The organism is Bartonella gliris, assembly GCF_045277155.1.
In the GTDB taxonomy this organism is placed as follows: domain Bacteria; phylum Pseudomonadota; class Alphaproteobacteria; order Rhizobiales; family Rhizobiaceae; genus Bartonella; species Bartonella gliris.
The window spans coordinates 130,675-148,131 of sequence record NZ_CP123962.1; the positions used below are offsets into that span (position 1 = coordinate 130,675).

Consider the following 17,457-nt stretch of genomic DNA (forward strand, 5'->3'; position numbering starts at 1 on the left):
GGGAGTCATTGATTTTTAATGATTGTGATGAGATGGGAATAGTTGCTAAGATTGCTATCTTTGCGAATGAAAATCCTTTGGATCATCGGCATGATTAAAGCATGCTCTTCAAAAAAGTCATGATTCGCATTTTGCCTCAGTATGGTTCCACGCTCACAGCGTTATAATGGCGTTACAAAAGGTGGTTTAATTTTTGTTGATTTTTAATAACTTGCTGAAAATAATGGAAATTCGTAAACAATGGTGCGGACGGCGGGACTTGAACCCGCAAGGTCTTAGACCGGCAGATTTTAAGTCTGCTATGTTTACCGATTTCATCACGTCCGCGATAAAGGCTCTCTCATAAGCTATATCTTTTATTGAATCAAGGGTTAATGATAAAGAGGAAATTTTTCATTCTTTGATAATTTTTTGACTGACAATGGTTGCCTTTATAGTTAGAAGGAAACCTGTTCAGTATTAATGAAGAATGAAATGTCCAGTGCTATGAGTCAATTTATTCAAGATGTAACCAAGGCTACGGCGGCTTTGCATAATGTGTTTGCTGAAACACCGCTTCAAAAAAATGATTTTCTTAGTCAAAAATATGATGCAGAAATTTATTTGAAACGTGAAGATTTAACGCCGGTGAGATCATATAAGATTCGCGGTGCTTTTAATTTTGTTTCAGAAATGCTTGGTAGGATCTCTCAAGATGCTGCATTTGTTTGCGCGTCAGCGGGTAATCATGCGCAAGGGGTGTCGTTTGTTTGTCGCTATTTTAAACGAAAAGGCGTGATTTTTATGCCTGTGACAACTCCACAACAAAAAATTGATAAGACACGCATTTTTGGTAAAGAGTTTATTGATATCCGTTTAGTTGGTGATACGTTTGATCAATGTTATGCCGCCGCACAATCTTTCGCTGCTGAGAGTGGTGGTGTGATGGCTCCGCCTTTTGATGATATTCGCATTATTACGGGGCAGGCGACAGTTTTATGTGAGGCTGTTTTGCAATGGAAAAAACTCAATGGGGAGAGTGAGCCAGATTTGATAATTGTGCCCGTAGGCGGAGGTGGTTTGGCTAGCGGTGTGAGCAAGTTTTTACGTGAATATGGTTGGAAAACAGAGATTCGTTTTGTTGAACCACAAGGAGCTGCAAGCTTGCTTGCTTGTTTGAAGGGTGGAAAACGCGTCAAACTGGAAAATATTGATACCTTTGTAGATGGCGCTGCTGTGGCTGAAATTGGTGCATTAAATTATACGATGTTGAAGCAATTTTCATCAGATTCTGTTATTACAGTTCCTGAGAATCGTGTTTGTTCTACAATGGTTGAAATGCTTAATGTTGAAGGTGTGGTTCTTGAACCGGCTGGGGCCTTATCGATTGATGCTCTTAATAGCCTTTCCTTGCAGGAGTTGAAAGGCAAAAAAATTCTTCTCGTTATTTCAGGTGGTAATTTTGATTTTGAGCGTTTGCCAGATATTAAAGAGCGTTCTCTGCGTTTTCAGGGATTAAGGAAATATTTTATTTTTAGCTTTCCACAACATCCTGGTGCATTACGTAGTTTTCTTGCTCAACTGTCTCCAGATGATGATATCGTGCGCTTTGAATATTTCAAAAAATCAGCTAGAAGTTTCGGTTCTGTCTTGATTGCAATTGAAACAAAAAAATACAATAATTTTCGTATATTAGAGGAAAAGTTTAAAGCTTTAGGTTGGCGATATCGTGATATTACAGATGATCAAACATTATTTGATTTTGTCATCTGAGAAGCTAAAATTTTTACTGAAACAAGAGCTATAAAAATGAAGTCTGTTTTTTCTTTTATGCTAGGTTTATTTTTGTTTTTTTATGCTGGTAAACCAAGTTTAGCATTTGAGCCAACGGCAGTACAAAAAGCTGAACTTTCGAATTTAATTGTTGATGTTAACAATGCTGTGGAAAATGGAAATTTTGTGCCCCTTTCTACTTATATGCCTAGTCGGCTTTATAAAGAAATAGCGCGCCGATTGAATACGACAGAGGATAATTTGCGGGACAGTTTTCTTAAACAGTTGCGTGTTCAATTTGAGAATTTGCCTGCTGGCGCTTATCGTTTAGATGAAACAAGTATAGATTATCTGCAAACTGATAACGGTACTTTTTATGCTTTGATTCCAACGATGCTTGAAACGAAAGATCGCATCATTCAGTATAAAACTTTGGCGATTTTTGATAAAACGCAATGGTATTTAATCTATGGTGGTCAGAAAACTGTACAGAATCAGATTTTCCTTGAGATTTATCCTGATTTTAATAAGGTGCATTTACCGAAGGAAACGATAATAAATAAACAATTAAAATAGTGTTTTTATTGTTTATGATAAATATATTTGGCAAGGTCCTTGATTTTTTGTTGTAATCGAACGATAGTACAAAGAAAGGGTGTTTGGGCTGGTTAATTAGCCCTTTATAGAATAAAATTTATGCACCTTTCTCCTTGATTTTAAGGTGTTCATTGGGTGCGCAAATCGCTCTTTCAAGCGTTGCTTCATAAATTTGTAGTATCAAGATCTCTCTTGCGCGGATTCTTGAACAATATGGTTCAGCTTATTACTTATTTATAGTTATTGGGCTGAGGAAAGATTTTATTTTGAATGTAAATAGAGAAAATGTTTTCACAGAGTTAGGTTTACCGGCTCTTTTGGTTAAGAACTTACTCATTGCTGGTATGAATAAAGCTAAGCCTATTCAAGAGCAAGCTATTCCAATGATGCTAAAAGGGCATGATATTTTAGCTATTGCACAAACAGGTTCTGGAAAAACTTTGGCTTTTGGTTTACCTGTTCTAAGTCAAGTTTTGACTTTAGGCGATAAACGCTGTCCTAAAACTGCGCGTGCTTTGATTTTGGCTCCTACGCGTGAGCTCGCTGTTCAGATTGATGAAACGATTCGTGCTGTAGCAAAAGGGACGCATCTTTCGACATGTCTCATTTTGGGTGGGATATCACGTTTTAAACAAATTAAACGCATGGAAGCAGGTGTAGATGTTTTAATTGCAACGCCAGGGCGTTTAATGGACCTTGTTCGTGCAAAATGTATTGATCTTTCTCAATCTCGTTTTTTGGTTCTGGATGAAGCAGATCGTATGTTAGATATGGGCTTTATTAATGATGTGCGGCAAATTGCAAAACTTTTGCATCAAGAGCGTCAGACAGCACTTTTTTCTGCGACAATGCCAAAAGAAATTACTGCACTTGCAAAATGTCTGCTCAATGATCCTGTGAGAATAGAGGTTGCTCCTCAAGGGACTACTGCTGCAGAAATTACTCAAAAATTATATTGCGTTCCTACGCGTGAAAAAAAGAATGTTTTAGCTCAACTTTTGACAAATCCAGATTTATCTTTGGTTATTGTCTTTACCCGAACTAAACATGGTGCTGATGCTGTTACACGTAGTTTAGCAAAGATAGGGTATTCTGTTGCGACAATTCATGGAAATAAATCACACAGTGCGCGGCAGCATGCATTGAAAGCTTTTCGTGAAAGATCAGTGCGGATTCTTGTTGCAACAGATATTGCAGCGCGCGGTATTGACGTATCAGGAATAAGTCACGTTATTAATTACGATTTACCAGACGAAGCTGAAAGTTATGTGCATCGCATCGGTCGCACAGGACGCAATGGTGCCTCTGGTGAGGCTATTACACTTTTTGATGAAGGAGTAGAGCGGGCGCGGTTGCGTGCTGTAGAGCGCTTGATTTGTATGAGATTAGTGCGTGAAGTTGTTCCAGAACAGTTTGCAGCATTTCCAGAAAAGCCGATTGTGCCAGAAAGTAGAGGCAAAGAAAACAGTAAAGAACTTCATTTTAGAAAATCTAGACGTCAGAAACGTTTTGGGGGTTGCAAAGATAATGCTGCACCGTCACAGGAGGGGAATTCTTCCTCTTCAAATAAAAGACATAAAAAAGCAAAAGCAGTGGCAAAGCGTACAAAATCTTTTCGTTTTCGCAAGACAGTGAAGAAGGCAGCTTGAGTAAAATATTTAAATGAGATTGTAAGTTCAGAATATTTTTCTTTTTCTGATTTTTTCTTAGTTTGAACGAGAGCAAGAGCAACAAAAAATAATGCAGAAAGAATATTGCAGATGTCTGTTTGCGTAATTTCTGAAATGGGAAGACAGCCTAATTGGGGAAGAATATAAAAGCGCAAAGGTAGGAACCATCTTCCGACTTTATCATCACCTTTTAATTTGGCTTTACGCTTTGCAAAAGCATCCACAAAAATATCATTTTAAAGAATGAAGATTATGCATTGCCTTATGCTTTTGTTTTTCTCGTTCTTTAATGGATTACGTTCCTTACGTAAAACAAAACGCCATTGTGTTGTACATTCTCACGCGCTTGTTTTAAAGACACATCTCTCAATGCATCCAAGCACCATCATTATATCTGCCAGCTTCTTATGTTGTGACAGTTCTTGCATTTGAAAGCGTTTATAAGAGGTGTATTTACTCTTTTCTTAATGGTTTTTACCCACACGCCAACCCTGCTTGTGATGTGCAAGGGAATAGTTTTGTTTGCTTCATTATAAGAGGGTTTGAAATGAAAGAATTTTACGATATTTGGGGCTCTCATTTAACATGAAAACAATAAATTATCTTTATAAATCAATATATTAAAAAATAATACAGAGGGAGGTCTTCAAAGGTTTGAATTTTTTAGAAGTGGAAATAGTTTGGACATTTGGTACGGTTAAAAAACACTCCGAAAAGAAGTCCTGATTCGTGATGCATTGTAGATGAAAATCTGAAAATTTTTGCTAGAATTAGAGTGGATGTTCATTCCTCATAGGATTTTAAATACTTATATCATTTGGCAAAATCTTACGCAAATTTCATATTGATCACTCCGAACTTCTTTTAGGTGTGGCTAAGAAATTAGACATATCTGTATCATTTATAGAAATTGGCAAAAAGTCTGTACCGGTTGGCATGGAAGAAAAGATCATAGAATTATACGATTTCGATGAAGAGACTGCTTCTCGTTTAAGAAAAGAGGCAGATGTTTGTCGTAAGAATTTTACAATAAATCCTTTTGGTCCACTTAACTATGAAATCAGTGGTATGCTTATTAGAAATTTGCGTAGTCTTTTACAACAGGATTTAGCCAAACTTAAAAAAATTAATAGAAAAACTTGGAGAAAAGAGACGCTCTCTGTAGAGGAATATTAAAAAATCCTATTCCCTCACTTTTGTCTACGCATCCCTCACTTAAAAAAACATATGGAAAATCAATAAGTTATTTGTGATAGAAAAGAATTTGGCTCCCCGGGCCGGATTCGAACCAGCGACCAACCGGTTAACAGCCGGTTGCTCTACCACTGAGCTACCGGGGAACAGTGCCCAATTATCCAACTGCAAGGGCTATAGCAAAGCAATACTGATTTGCAAAGGATAAAATTGCTTTTTTTAAAAAAAATATCAGAAACTGCATAATACTGCATAATAAAGAGGAAAAAAGGGGAGAGAAAATTTCTATAGCTTGACGGATGCGTTGCCTTCCCTTATTGAAACTTCTATGTTTGTTGACGAGGCCTCGTGGCGGAATGGTTACGCAGAGGACTGCAAATCCTTGTATCCCGGTTCGATTCCGGGCGAGGCCTCCAGCCGATTTTAAACAAAATGGCCTGTAGGAATAATATGCGCAAGTGAGCTGTTTCTTTTCATGGTAAAAACACTTTAACCATGGAAAATAGTGCGGTTAGAATCTCATTATTGATGGTAGCGTACTTTTTTGTAACATCCACGGTAAAAGATTTTAGGTCCTTATTGTTGCTGTTTTGTTGTATGTAGGAGAAAAGGGGCATTATGGTTGCAGATTTTGCAGAGCTTCGCCGCAAAATGGTCGACAATCAAATTCGTACAGTAGATGTAACGGATTTATCGGTTCTTGAAGCGTTTTTAACGGTATCGCGTGAAGATTTTATACCGGAAGATATGAGAGCTTTGAGTTATCTTGATACCGATATTCTTATATGTTCAGCGCAAAGTGGGATACCGGCCCGTTATTTGATGGCACCTGCGTCTTTAGCAAAATTACTACAGCTTGCAGCTGTGAAATCATCGGATATTGTATTAGATATTGGTGCAAATAGTGGTTATTGTGCTGCGTTGCTTTCAAAACTTGCGGGGTCTGTGATTGCGTTAGAAGATAATAAAACTCTTTCACAACGAGCTGCAGAGACTTTAGAACTTCATCAATATGACAATGTGGTTGTGGTTGATGGACCATTAGAGCAGGGGTGCGCTGATAAGGGGCCTTATGATGTGATTTTTATCGAGGGCTCTGTTGATTTTATTCCAGGGGATATCTTTGATCAAATGAAAAACCACGGTCGTCTTGTTGTGGTTGAAGGACACGGTAATGCCGGTGTTGCACGAATTTATGTAAAAGAAGATGGAATTATTTCGGTGCGTCGTGCTTTTAATCTTGCTGTAAAGTGCCTTCCTAGTTTTTTAAAAGCACCTGACTTTGTATTTTAGTGCTTGTTTTGTTTGTAAATAAAAGATATTTTTATGATTAGTTTGGGGTTTGCTATTGTGTGTGTTGTATTTAAAAAAAACAAGAAGTTTCAGGTGTTTTTGTTTTTGGCGCTGGGTGTTTTTCCATCAGGGTCGGTTTATGCCGAAACATTGATGGATGCTTTTGCTAAAGCTTATATACATAATGCGAAATTGAATAGTGAACGTGCTGCTGTGCGTATATCCGGTGATGATGTCGTTATTGCAAGGTCGGGGTTATTACCACAAATTGAAGGAATTGCGAGCTATGGGCGGAATAAGTCCATTGTAGGTCCTTATAATACTTCTGGATCTCTAGGGGTAAGATTAAATCAAAGATTATTTGATGGCTTTATCACGCAAAATATGTTTTCTTCAGCTCAAGTCAAGCTGCAAGCACAGCGTGAATATCTTCGTAATGCTGAACAAAATACGTTTCTGGATACTGTAACAGCGTATGCTAATGTGTATCAAGCACGTCGTATTGCCGATCTTCGTAGGGAAAATTTGGCTGCTCTTGAAGAACAAGTTCGTTCGAATAAAGCAAAATTTGATGTGGGGGAAGGGGGGCGCGTTGATCTTTCTCAGGCACAAGCTGCGCGTTCTGTGGCTGTTTCAGAACTTAGTCTTGCACGTGCTGATGTAAAGTCTGCAGAGGCAGTTTATCGGCAAATTGTTGGTTCTGATCCTGAAAAGTTGAAACGTCCACAGGTAGCAGGAGGTTTGCCGGTAAATCTTGATGCTGCTTACCAAATTAGTGGTGCACTGCATCCGGCAATTCTTTATGCAAAATATTTAGTTGATGCTAGTTTTTATAATGTAAAGGCAAAAGAAGGAGCGTTGCTTCCTAAAATTGATTTTTCTGTAGCGGCATCTTATAATCGCATTTACAGTGGTCCTGGAGAGGATGGCGTTTCTAAATCAATAGGATTGTCACTGAGTGTTCCAATTTTTGAAGGTGGGCGTACATCTGCGCAGATTCGCCAATCAAAGGAGCAGCTTGGGCAGGCTCATCTCCAGCTTGATTTGGCTCAGAGTAATACAAGACAAGCACTTACTTCTGCTTGGTTTCAGTTAGAGAGTGCACGCTCATCTGTAGTTGCTTATCGTGAGAGTGTTCGTGCTGCTGACATTGCTCTTAAAGGCCGTATTCAAGAAAATCGTGTGGGGCAAGCAACAACATTGGATGTTTTAAATTCTCGGACTCAGTTGATTAATGCTCAAATTGCACTTGCGATGGCCGAGCGTAATGCTGTTGTAGCTAGTTATAGTATTCAATCGGCCATTGGCAAATTAACTGCAAATTACTTAGGTTTGAAAACGATTAAGTATAACTGATAAAATTATAAAAATGGTTCTTTAAATATGCTAAATGGTTTTAATCTTTAAAAGATTAGGAAATCGATAGTTCAAGCATGTTAGAAAATAGAGCGGTTGAATGTTATTTTTTTTATAAATGAAGAAAGTTGTGTGCAGCATCATCTTCATGACAAAGTAGCGTGTTGATCTTATGGTTCTTTTGCTTACACTGAGAGTATGATTCTGTTTGTGGTTGCGTCTTTGAGAGGTTTTTAAGTATGGTACAGAGTTCAAGCGTATTACGTGAGCCAAGTATGGATGAAATTTTGACATCTATTCGTGAAATAATCGAGGAGAACGCAGTTCAGCCTGATCACTTTTCAAATGAAGGTATTGCAGTGAGTGCTTCTCCAAATCGTTCGGCAGGATTATCGGAAGATATATATGATACAACCTTATCGGTTGATGATGCGATGAAAGCTCTGGCTGATCGTATTGGTCTTTCTTCTGAAAAACAGGACTTTTCTTTAACGCAAGAGAAAGAGAATACAGAGGCAGGAAATAATGCGGTTGGCGTGGATATGCAAAAGATAAAGCTTTCTTCTGAAGAGCAGCGTTCTGTTCATAAAACAAAAGAATGCAGTGATGAGGCGTTTGTATCGCAGTCAGAAAACATGGCTGCTGATCATGTAGAGCTTTCTGCGTATTGTATTTCTTCTGCGGAGAAGATTGCAAAGGATGTGTTACGTCCTGCTATAGCAGAATGGTTACAGCGCAAATTGCCTGTGTTGCTAGAAGATATTTTACGTGAAGAGATCGTTAAGGCAATTAAGAAGTCATCTTAACTTTTTGTTTTCTTATTTTTTTATGCTTTTCATTTTGTTTTTTATGAGGGTTTTGCCTGCAGTTTTTTAGGCTTAATGTGAATAAATGAGGTTTTGGGGTATGATCGGATTTTAAGATCATACAGTGGCGCTTTTTAGCGGCGTTATGGGTGAGTAGAATGTTAGAAAAAAACTATGATGCTGCTTCCATAGAGCAACGGGTTGCAAAAAAATGGGAAACTCGTGGTGCTTTTAAAGCGGGGATGGGTTCAAAAAGTGGCGCAGAGCCTTTTTGTGTTATGCTCCCGCCTCCCAATGTTACGGGCTCCCTTCATATGGGCCATGCACTCAATACAACAATTCAAGATATTATGGTTCGCTTTCAGCGGATGCGTGGCAAAAATGTGTTATGGCAGCCTGGCATGGATCATGCTGGGATTGCAACACAAATGGTTGTTGAGCGTCAGCTCGCAGAGCGTAAACAACCAACGCGTCAAGAAATGGGTAGGGAAAAGTTTATTGACCGTATTTGGGAATGGCGTCATGAGACTGGTGGGGTTATTGCTAATCAACTACGGCGCCTTGGTGTTTCATGTGATTGGTCGCGTGAGCGTTTTACAATGGATGAGGGCTTGTCTGAAGCTGTCCGTGAGGTTTTTGTTACGCTTTATAAGCAAGGATTGATATATAAGGACAAGCGTCTCGTCAATTGGGATCCCAAATTATTGACGGCTATTTCTGATCTTGAAGTTGAGCAAAAAGAAGTCAAAGGCCATTTGTGGCATTTTAGGTATCCACTTGAAGGGAAAGTTTTTGATCCAAATGATGCTACAACTTTTATAACAGTTGCAACAACACGACCAGAAACAATGCTTGGTGATACGGGAATCGCGGTTAATCCCGAAGATGATCGTTATAAAAATCTTATAGGTCAAAATGCTATTTTACCGCTTGTTGGTCGTAGGTTATTGATTGTTGGTGATGCTTATGCCGATCCTGACGAGGGCAGTGGTGCGGTAAAAATCACTCCAGCGCACGACTTTAACGATTTTGAAGTGGGCAAGCGCAATGATTTACGTTTGATCAATATTTTTACGCAAAAAGCTGAGATTTTTTTGCGTGAGAATGAAGCGTTTTTTGATGGTTTGGCCTTATCGGATGAATTAAAAATCTTGATAGAAGATTTAGATCAATCTGATCGTTTTGTTGCACGCAATCGGATTGTTTCTTTGATGGAAGAGGGAGGGTATTTAGTGATGGTTGATGATCATCCACATACCGTTCCTCATGGAGATCGGAGTGGGGTACCTATTGAGCCCTTCTTGACAGATCAATGGTATGTTAATGCTGCAGAATTAGCTAAGCCAGCAATAGAGGCTGTTCGGCAAGGAAAAACAAAATTTGTGCCGGATAATTGGGAAAAAACTTATTTCAATTGGATGCAAAACATTCAACCGTGGTGTATTTCGCGTCAATTATGGTGGGGACATCAAATACCAGCTTGGTATGGTCCAGATGGTACAATTTTTGTTGAAAAAAGTGAAGAAGAGGCTTTAGCTTCGGCTTTCTCTCATTATGGTGAAGTGGTTAAGCTCATTCGTGATCAGGATGTTTTAGATACTTGGTTTTCATCAGCTCTTTGGCCTTTTTCAACGCTAGGCTGGCCCAATAAAACAGCTGAATTAACCACTTTTTACCCAACATCTCTATCGGTTACTGGGTTTGATATTATTTTCTTTTGGGTTGCTCGCATGATGATGATGGGACTTCATTTTATGGGTGAGGTTCCTTTCCCAACGGTTTATGTGCACGCTCTCGTACGGGATCAGAAGGGTGCAAAAATGTCAAAGTCGAAGGGAAATATTATTGATCCATTGGAGCTTATTGATCAATATAGCGCAGATGCACTCCGTTTTACTTTGGCTATTATGGCTGCACAGGGGCGTGATGTAAAACTTGATCCTTCCCGTATTGCAGGTTATCGTAATTTTGCTACGAAATTGTGGAACGCTACCCGATTTGCAAAGATGAATGGTGTTAAGCATGATCCAGCTTTTAAGCCAGAAAAAGCAAAGCTTGCGCTTAATCGTTGGATTTTAACAGAATTATCTAAAACTGTTTCGGCAGTGACTACCGGTATTGAAAACTATAGGTTTAATGAATCTGCAGGCGTACTTTATCGCTTCATCTGGAATACACTCTGTGATTGGTATCTAGAACTTCTCAAGCCTGTTTTTCAAGGTTCGAATGAAGATGCTAAAAGTGAGGCTCAGGCATGTACTGCTTGGGTTTTGGATGAAGTTTATAAGCTTCTTCACCCTTTTATGCCTCATATGACGGAGGAGTTGTGGTCTCTCACAGAAACGCCAAGCATGAAGCGTGAGGATATGCTGGCATTAATACAATGGCCAGAGGGAATGTTTGCAGATGAAGAGGCTGCTTCTGATATTAATTGGCTCATTGATGTTGTTAGTGGGATTCGATCTGTGCGTTTTGAAATGAACATTCCGGCAGGTGTGTTCGCACCTCTTGTTATTGTAGAGGGAGGGGAAGTAACACGAGAGCGTGTCCAACGTTATGATGCTCTTCTTAAAAAGTTAGCACGTATTGAAACAATTCATTTCTCTGATAAGGTTCCAGCTGTATCAGCGCAAATGATTTTGGGAGAGGCGATTTTTTGTTTACCGTTGGGGCAATTAATTGATTTGGAAGCTGAACGCGCTCGTTTAATGAAAGACGTGAGTAAAATTGAACAAGATATTGAAAAGATATCAGTTAAATTGAACAATCCAAAATTTATAGCAAATGCAAAACCGGAAATTGTTGAGGTTGAACGTAACAGGATTGTAGAATTGCGTGCGGCACAAAAGAAAATATCTATTGCTTTAGAGCGGTTGGTGTAATTGGCCTCCTTTTATTCTTTTTTATCATGATGGCATTACGCTGCTAATTTGCAGATTTTTTAAAAGAAATTGTTTTTTCTTCCAAATTCTATCTCTTGGTGTTTTTCATGCATGCTGTAATGAAAAGTTTTCTGAGCTCCGCCATGTTTTATGTTTATGAAGTCATCAGTTAATACTATTATTATATTTACCTCTTTTGAAAGTTGATGACTGCTCTTGTCTTTAAATGGTTCCACATGTTTCATCCATTCTAAAATTTCTTTTCAATACATATGTTCTTCTATGGAATAGTTTTTGTTGATTCATGATAAGAATATTTGAAATAACTAATATAATGGGATCTTATACAAAATGTAGAATGATAATTTATTCTTAAAAATCAATTTGTTAAACAAAAAATAAAACATTCTTTTGGCTAGATATTTTGGGCGATTTCCATTTATTCACCTTTTCTGTTAAAATACTCATTCGAGAGCATTTTGTTTTTATTACTAACAAGAAAATTTCGAATGCATACAAAAGATTGCAGCAGATATAACGATTAAAATTAAGCTAAAGGGGGGGGAGATGGTAAACGGGCTTAGGGTATTGGAAAAAGCAGCGGTCGTTATTATCTTAGGAGGATCTCTCTCTACCTCTTATGGAATAGATCTAAATGGCTCGCAGAAAGTTACTGATAATTCATTCTATTTTTTGAAACGCGGTATGTCTGCATACAAAAATGGTCAAATAAATCAGGCTATTTCAGCATTACGTTGTGCAGCTAATCTGGGCCATATTGGTGCAAATTGGAAACTTGGCCATATCTATGCAGATGGTGATGGTGTACCTGAGGATGATTATAAAGCGTATACCTTTTTTTCCTATATTGTTGAAAAAGGTGCTGATCTTGGTTCAGAGAATGAAAGCTATCTTTCTGATGCATTGGTTAAACTTGCGGGGTATATAAAAAAAGGTATTCCTCAATCACCTGTAAAACCTAATTCTTTTTATGCAGCTAGCCTTTATATGCAGGCGGCGGTGAATTATGGAAATCCTATAGCTGAGTATCATCTAGGAAAAATTTTTTTAAAGGGAGAAGGAAGAGAGAAAAATCTTGTACAGGCAGCACGATGGTTCCAGCTTTCAGCAAGAAAAGGGAATCCTCTTGCCCAAGCAATGCTTGGAGATATGCTTTTTCAGGCAGGAAAAACAGTTCGTGGTGTCGCGATGTTAACTGCAGCTTATGAAAAAGCCAATGAGAAAGATCGTGATTGGATTCGTCCTATGCAAGAGCGCGCTTTTGCCAGTTGTGACGAATTTGAGCGACGTACGGCAATGTCTTTGGTCGATGATATTCTAAAAAATAACAGTTTTTGAATATTTTATTACAAGGTTTTTAGGGACTTCTTGATAACAAGACTTGGACTCTTATCCGCACCTGAACAGGAAGAAATGCGTTGGTCATCATAATGTAATAACTAATGGCTGAGAATTTTAGACAAAAATTCTTGTGCACGCGGTGTTCTGGCTTGCGGGGCAGAGAAGAATTCTTTGGATGAACAATCTTCGAGAATTTTTCCTTGATCCATGAAAATAACACGTTCCGACACTTTTTGAGCAAAACCCATTTCATGCGTTACGCAAATCATCGTCATACCCTCTTCTGCTAAGCCGATCATCACATCCAGTACTTCCCCTACCATTTCAGGATCCAGAGCAGATGTGGGTTCATCAAAAAGCATAACGAGTGGATCCATGGTTAATGCACGTGCAATAGCAACACGTTGTTGTTGACCTCCGGAAAGTTGACCGGGGTATTTATCTTTATGTGCAATGAGTCCAACGCGTTCAAGATATAATAAGCCGCGTTCAAGTGCTTCTTTTTTGCTGCGCTTTAGAACTTTAATTTGTGCTATTGTTAGATTTTCTGTAACAGATAAGTGTGGGAAAAGTTCGAAGTGCTGAAATACCATTCCTACGTGGCTACGCAATTTAGACAGATTTGTCTGTTTTGAATGAACTGGTACTCCATCGATCCAAATTTCGCCTTTTTGAAAAGGTACTAAAGCATTAATAGTTTTAATGAGTGTTGACTTACCTGAACCTGATGGTCCACAAACTACAACAACTTCCCCTTTGTTAATGTTGGTTGTGCAGTCTTTAAGAACATTAACTTCGCCATACCAGTTGGAAACGTTTTTTATTTCGATCATATGAGTAGAAGACATTTTTTTCCCCGTTAGCGAATAATGGATACTTTTTTCTGTAAATATAAAACTATTTGCGACAGTGTGAAACAAATAACAAAATAGAAAATGGCTGCCAAGATATAAGCTTCTTGCTTCACACCAAAATTGTTAGCAACAATATCAAAACCGTTCAAAAGGCTGTTGCCACTTATTGCATAAACAAGAGTTGTATCCTGAAAAAGAATAATAACTTGTGTTAAAAAAACTGGTAGCATATCTCTAAAGGCTTGGGGAAGAATGACAATGTACATGTTTTGCCAATATGTCATTCCCAGAGCTTGCCCCGCATATTTTTGTCCTTGCGAAACTGAATTTATGCCAGCGCGCATAATTTCTGCAAAATAAGCAGTTTCAAATGCAGTAAAGGTAATGAGTGCTGATTTATTTGCACCAATTGAGGTGCCGGTAATGAAAGGCAAAAGCACAAAAAACCATAAGATAACCATAACAAGCGGTATTGAGCGCATAGCAGTTATGTAAATTATTGCAAGTGAAGAGAGCAGTTTACTAGAAGAAAGCCGCATCATTGCCAAGAGCGTGCCGAAAATAAATCCAAATGCCGTCGCAAAAAGAGTTAGAAAAACGCTAAAAAGCAGACCTGCTAAAATGTAAGAACAAAATATATCAAAAGTAAAAAACGAAAAATCAAAGTCTGAAAAATTGAAAGGCGAAGAAAATCTAAAATGAGAGCTCATGAAATCTATCATATTCAATGTCCCTCTGTTTGAAAATTGGGAATTTTGAGCATTTGTTCAATCACTGTCATAATGATGAATATCGATAAGGCTATCAAAATATAAAGAATTGTGACGAGCAAATAGTTTTCGTAAACATGACTTACTTCTTCAATTGTTTGATATTGAAATTGCATGAGTTCATTTATTGAGACGGCGAATGCTATAGACGAATTTTTTACAATTCCCATTGCTTCTGAAGTAAGTGGAGGCATGATTGTGCGCATAGCACGCGGTAATATGATATGGCGATAAGTTTGATATGTGGTAAAACCCATTGCCATCGCCGCATAGCGCTGTCCAGAAGGGATAGCTTCAATCCCTGAACGAACCTGTTCTGCGATGCGTGCAGATGTAAAAAATCCCAAGGCACATGTTATTAAGAGAATGGGTGAAAAATTCATCGCTGGTGGATAAATTTTAGGTACAACAAAATACCATAAAAACACTTGTACAAGGAGAGGAATGTTACGCATAATTTCTACCCAGATACTACCAATAGTACGCAATAAGAAATTGATTATGGAAGTATTTGGTAGAGTGCGTATTGTTCCTATAGTAATACCAAAGAATACAGCCAAGATCAGTGAGGTGATGGAGAGTACAACTGTATTTTTTATGCCATCCAACAGTGTATCTAAATAGGTATGACTCACACCTGGGGTTCCGAGGCACCCCGCTACCATTGTTTGGGTAAGGTCATCTGTACAAAGGAAAGAAAAGTCCATTAATTGATATTTCCTAAATTTAGTCATTCACAAACAAGGCAATAAATCCGCCATATTTACATATCCGGAATTTATTGAAAAATGAACTAAAACATAACCACACTCAATTTTCAAAGAGTGTGGCTATCTTTTTTAAAAATTCTACAAATTATTTTCTGTATAATCTTCACGAGGCTTATTGTTTGGATGTTCCCAAGCATATTTTGTTGATTTTGACAAGGGAAGATTAACAATAGCATTTGCAGGTGGGGTTGGTTTCATAAACCACTTATCATAAAGTTTTTCGAGTGATTCGTCTTTGATTTGACGCAAGATGCTATCGTTGATTGCTTGTTCAAAGTTTTTATCATTTAATCGGAGCATACAGGCGATAGGTTCGACTGAAAGTACAGTATCAAGAATGACATAATCAGAGGGATTTTTTGATTTAGCAATATGCCCAGCAAGAATTGAAGCATCCATAACAAATGCATCTGCCTTACCAGATTCTAGTAATAAGAAACTATCTCCATGATCTTTTCCCTTCACAACCTTAAAATCAAGTTTTTTTGCACGTTTATTTTTACGGATAAGTTGAACAGAGGTTGTTCCAGTGGTGGTCGCGATTGTTTTTCCGTTTAAATCCTCCAAGGATTTAATGTTAGAATTTTTCTTTACAGCAATCCGAACCTCTTCGACGTAAGTGGTATAAGCAAACGCTGCTTCTTTACTGCGGGCAACATCATTTGTTGTTGAGCCACATTCAAAGTCATAGGTACTGTTTTTCAGTAGAGGAATTCTATTTTGTGATGTGATGGGGAGATAATGAATTTTAATGGGCTTACCAATTTTTTTTGAAATGTCATCAATGATATGCTCTGCCATTTCTGTGTGGAAGCCTACATATTTTCCATTACCAAGAGCATAAGCTAAACCTGATGATTCGCGAACACCTAGGGTGATCTCCCCTGTTTTTTTAATTTTTTCAAGTGTATCATTTCCAGCTTTTGCTATACCTATAAGCCCAATAATGGTTGCAGTTGTTGCAATGAATATTAAAAGTGATTTTTTCATTCTTTCCTCGATGCGGTTACAATTTCTTATTTTTTTTAAGATTGTCATATGGGTTGTGTAACATATTTATTATTCGATGTGGGATATTTTTTATCCGAAGCAAACAGGTATTGTACGTTTATTCTCTGTTAATTAAAATTAAGGTGGATCCAAACGGGAGCGTGATCTGATGGTTTTTGGTATCCTCTTACCTCTGTTTGGCTATAAGCGCAGATAAGTTGATCGACAGCTTCTGGTGATAAGAGTAAATGATCAATGCGAATGCCATTATTTTTGGTCCATGCTCCAGCTTGAAAATCCCAGAAACTAAATGGAGGGGTGTCTGTAACGTTACGGATAGCATCATAAAAACCCAAATGCAAAATCCGTTGGAAGGCTTGTCTTGTTTGTGGAAGAAATAAGGCGTTATCACTCCATTCTTGAGGGTTCTTTGCATCCAATGGGGTAGGGATGACATTATAGTCACCGGCTAGGATAAGGGGCTCTTCATATGTAAGCAATGATTTTGCATGTGTGTATAATCTTTCCATCCATTCCATTTTATAAGGGTATTTTTCGCTGTTAATGGGATTGCCATTCGGTAGATAAAGTGATGCAACACGAATAACACCTTTATTTGTTGAATAAACGGCTTCAATGTAACGCGATTGTTCATCATTGTCATTGCCCGGTAATCGGCGGTTAACTTCATCAGGTGTTTTTTTAGAGAGAATCGCAACACCATTGAAACTTTTTTGTCCATGCATTTCTATGTGGTAGCCTAAGTCTTCGATTGCATGGCATGGAAAATTTTCATCGGTACTTTTCGTTTCTTGTAGACAGACTATATCGGGCTGATTTTTCTGTAGCCATTTATATAATGTTTCATGCCGTGCTTTTATTCCAGCAATATTCCACGTTACTATTTTCATAATCTCATCTTAAATATCAAGCATAATTCGTTGAATTATTTACGTTAAAGTGTTCTATAAATACTCCAGAGATGTCGCTGCTCTTTTTGTTGTGTTGGGAATATTACTATGGTAAATTAATTTAGCAACAGCTCCTGTAAAAGCCAAATTTTAAAGCATTACAATTTAATTTATTTTCATTTTTAAAAACTTTCTGATGTTTAGTTCTTGACGAATGTATGTGTTCTCGCTATTAGAGGCTATCACAACC

General features: G+C 38.0%; 14 protein-coding genes, 3 tRNA genes and 1 pseudogene. 10 read left to right on the top strand and 8 right to left on the bottom strand.

What is annotated here, in order from left to right; genetic code table 11:
- Nucleotides 1-241 precede the first annotated feature (241 nt).
- Nucleotides 242-327 (bottom strand) — tRNA-Leu (locus QHG54_RS00485).
- 147 nt (nucleotides 328-474) lie between these two features.
- Between QHG54_RS00485 and ilvA the strand changes: the two genes are divergently transcribed.
- From ilvA to QHG54_RS00500, 3 genes are all read left to right on the top strand, one after another.
- Nucleotides 475-1,752: a threonine ammonia-lyase IlvA gene (gene ilvA, locus QHG54_RS00490; protein WP_317993440.1), complete on the top strand. Its 1,278-nt coding sequence runs from the start codon at nucleotides 475-477 to the stop codon at nucleotides 1,750-1,752.
- Between the two features lie 36 nt (nucleotides 1,753-1,788).
- Nucleotides 1,789-2,328, top strand: coding sequence for a hypothetical protein (locus QHG54_RS00495; RefSeq protein WP_406604243.1), 540 nt, complete (start codon nucleotides 1,789-1,791; stop codon nucleotides 2,326-2,328).
- 257 nt (nucleotides 2,329-2,585) lie between these two features.
- Entirely contained in the window at nucleotides 2,586-3,998 is a 1,413-nt protein-coding gene (locus tag QHG54_RS00500; RefSeq protein ID WP_406604519.1) for a DEAD/DEAH box helicase, read from the top strand.
- A 97-nt stretch (nucleotides 3,999-4,095) separates the two neighbouring features.
- On the opposite strand, the pseudogene QHG54_RS00505 reads toward QHG54_RS00500, so the two are convergent.
- Nucleotides 4,096-4,398 (bottom strand): annotated as a pseudogene (locus tag QHG54_RS00505) (integrase); the annotation flags it as partial.
- 425 nt (nucleotides 4,399-4,823) lie between these two features.
- Between QHG54_RS00505 and QHG54_RS00510 the strand changes: the two are divergent.
- Complete coding sequence (locus QHG54_RS00510; protein ID WP_406604520.1) at nucleotides 4,824-5,195, top strand: XRE family transcriptional regulator; 372 nt, start codon at nucleotides 4,824-4,826, stop codon at nucleotides 5,193-5,195.
- Between the two features lie 89 nt (nucleotides 5,196-5,284).
- Here QHG54_RS00510 and QHG54_RS00515 read toward each other — a convergent pair.
- Nucleotides 5,285-5,359, bottom strand: a tRNA-Asn gene (locus QHG54_RS00515).
- A gap of 196 nt (nucleotides 5,360-5,555) precedes the next feature.
- Between QHG54_RS00515 and QHG54_RS00520 the strand changes: the two genes are divergently transcribed.
- From QHG54_RS00520 to QHG54_RS00545, 6 genes are all read left to right on the top strand, one after another.
- Nucleotides 5,556-5,629, top strand: a tRNA-Cys gene (locus QHG54_RS00520).
- Between the two features lie 202 nt (nucleotides 5,630-5,831).
- Nucleotides 5,832-6,506: a protein-L-isoaspartate O-methyltransferase gene (locus QHG54_RS00525; RefSeq protein WP_317993437.1), complete on the top strand. Its 675-nt coding sequence runs from the start codon at nucleotides 5,832-5,834 to the stop codon at nucleotides 6,504-6,506.
- Nucleotides 6,507-6,539: 33 nt separating this feature from the next.
- On the top strand, nucleotides 6,540-7,862 hold the full coding sequence (locus QHG54_RS00530; RefSeq protein ID WP_317993436.1) for a TolC family outer membrane protein: 1,323 nt from the start codon (nucleotides 6,540-6,542) through the stop codon (nucleotides 7,860-7,862).
- Between the two features lie 239 nt (nucleotides 7,863-8,101).
- The gene (locus tag QHG54_RS00535) at nucleotides 8,102-8,668 is read left to right on the top strand and encodes a DUF2497 domain-containing protein (protein WP_317993435.1); all 567 of its coding nucleotides are present in this window, start codon (nucleotides 8,102-8,104) and stop codon (nucleotides 8,666-8,668) included.
- Between the two features lie 158 nt (nucleotides 8,669-8,826).
- Nucleotides 8,827-11,550 carry a valine--tRNA ligase gene (locus QHG54_RS00540; RefSeq protein WP_406604244.1) on the top strand — a complete coding sequence of 908 codons (2,724 nt, stop codon included), beginning with the start codon at nucleotides 8,827-8,829 and terminating at the stop codon, nucleotides 11,548-11,550.
- A 567-nt stretch (nucleotides 11,551-12,117) separates the two neighbouring features.
- Entirely contained in the window at nucleotides 12,118-12,909 is a 792-nt protein-coding gene (locus QHG54_RS00545) for a tetratricopeptide repeat protein (protein ID WP_317993434.1), read from the top strand.
- 101 nt (nucleotides 12,910-13,010) lie between these two features.
- On the opposite strand, the gene QHG54_RS00550 is transcribed toward QHG54_RS00545, so the two are convergent.
- The 5 genes from QHG54_RS00550 to xth form a co-directional block, all read right to left on the bottom strand.
- A complete protein-coding gene (locus QHG54_RS00550) occupies nucleotides 13,011-13,745 on the bottom strand; it encodes an amino acid ABC transporter ATP-binding protein (RefSeq protein WP_317994054.1) in 735 nt (244 codons plus the stop codon).
- Nucleotides 13,746-13,771: 26 nt separating this feature from the next.
- Nucleotides 13,772-14,488, bottom strand: coding sequence for an amino acid ABC transporter permease (locus QHG54_RS00555; protein ID WP_317993433.1), 717 nt, complete (start codon nucleotides 14,486-14,488; stop codon nucleotides 13,772-13,774).
- 2 nt (nucleotides 14,489-14,490) lie between these two features.
- A complete protein-coding gene (locus tag QHG54_RS00560; protein WP_317993432.1) occupies nucleotides 14,491-15,243 on the bottom strand; it encodes an amino acid ABC transporter permease in 753 nt (250 codons plus the stop codon).
- A gap of 141 nt (nucleotides 15,244-15,384) precedes the next feature.
- Entirely contained in the window at nucleotides 15,385-16,296 is a 912-nt protein-coding gene (locus tag QHG54_RS00565) for a transporter substrate-binding domain-containing protein (RefSeq protein WP_317993431.1), read from the bottom strand.
- Between the two features lie 128 nt (nucleotides 16,297-16,424).
- Entirely contained in the window at nucleotides 16,425-17,207 is a 783-nt protein-coding gene (xth, locus tag QHG54_RS00570) for an exodeoxyribonuclease III (RefSeq protein ID WP_317993430.1), read from the bottom strand.
- Nucleotides 17,208-17,457: the final 250 nt, after the last annotated feature.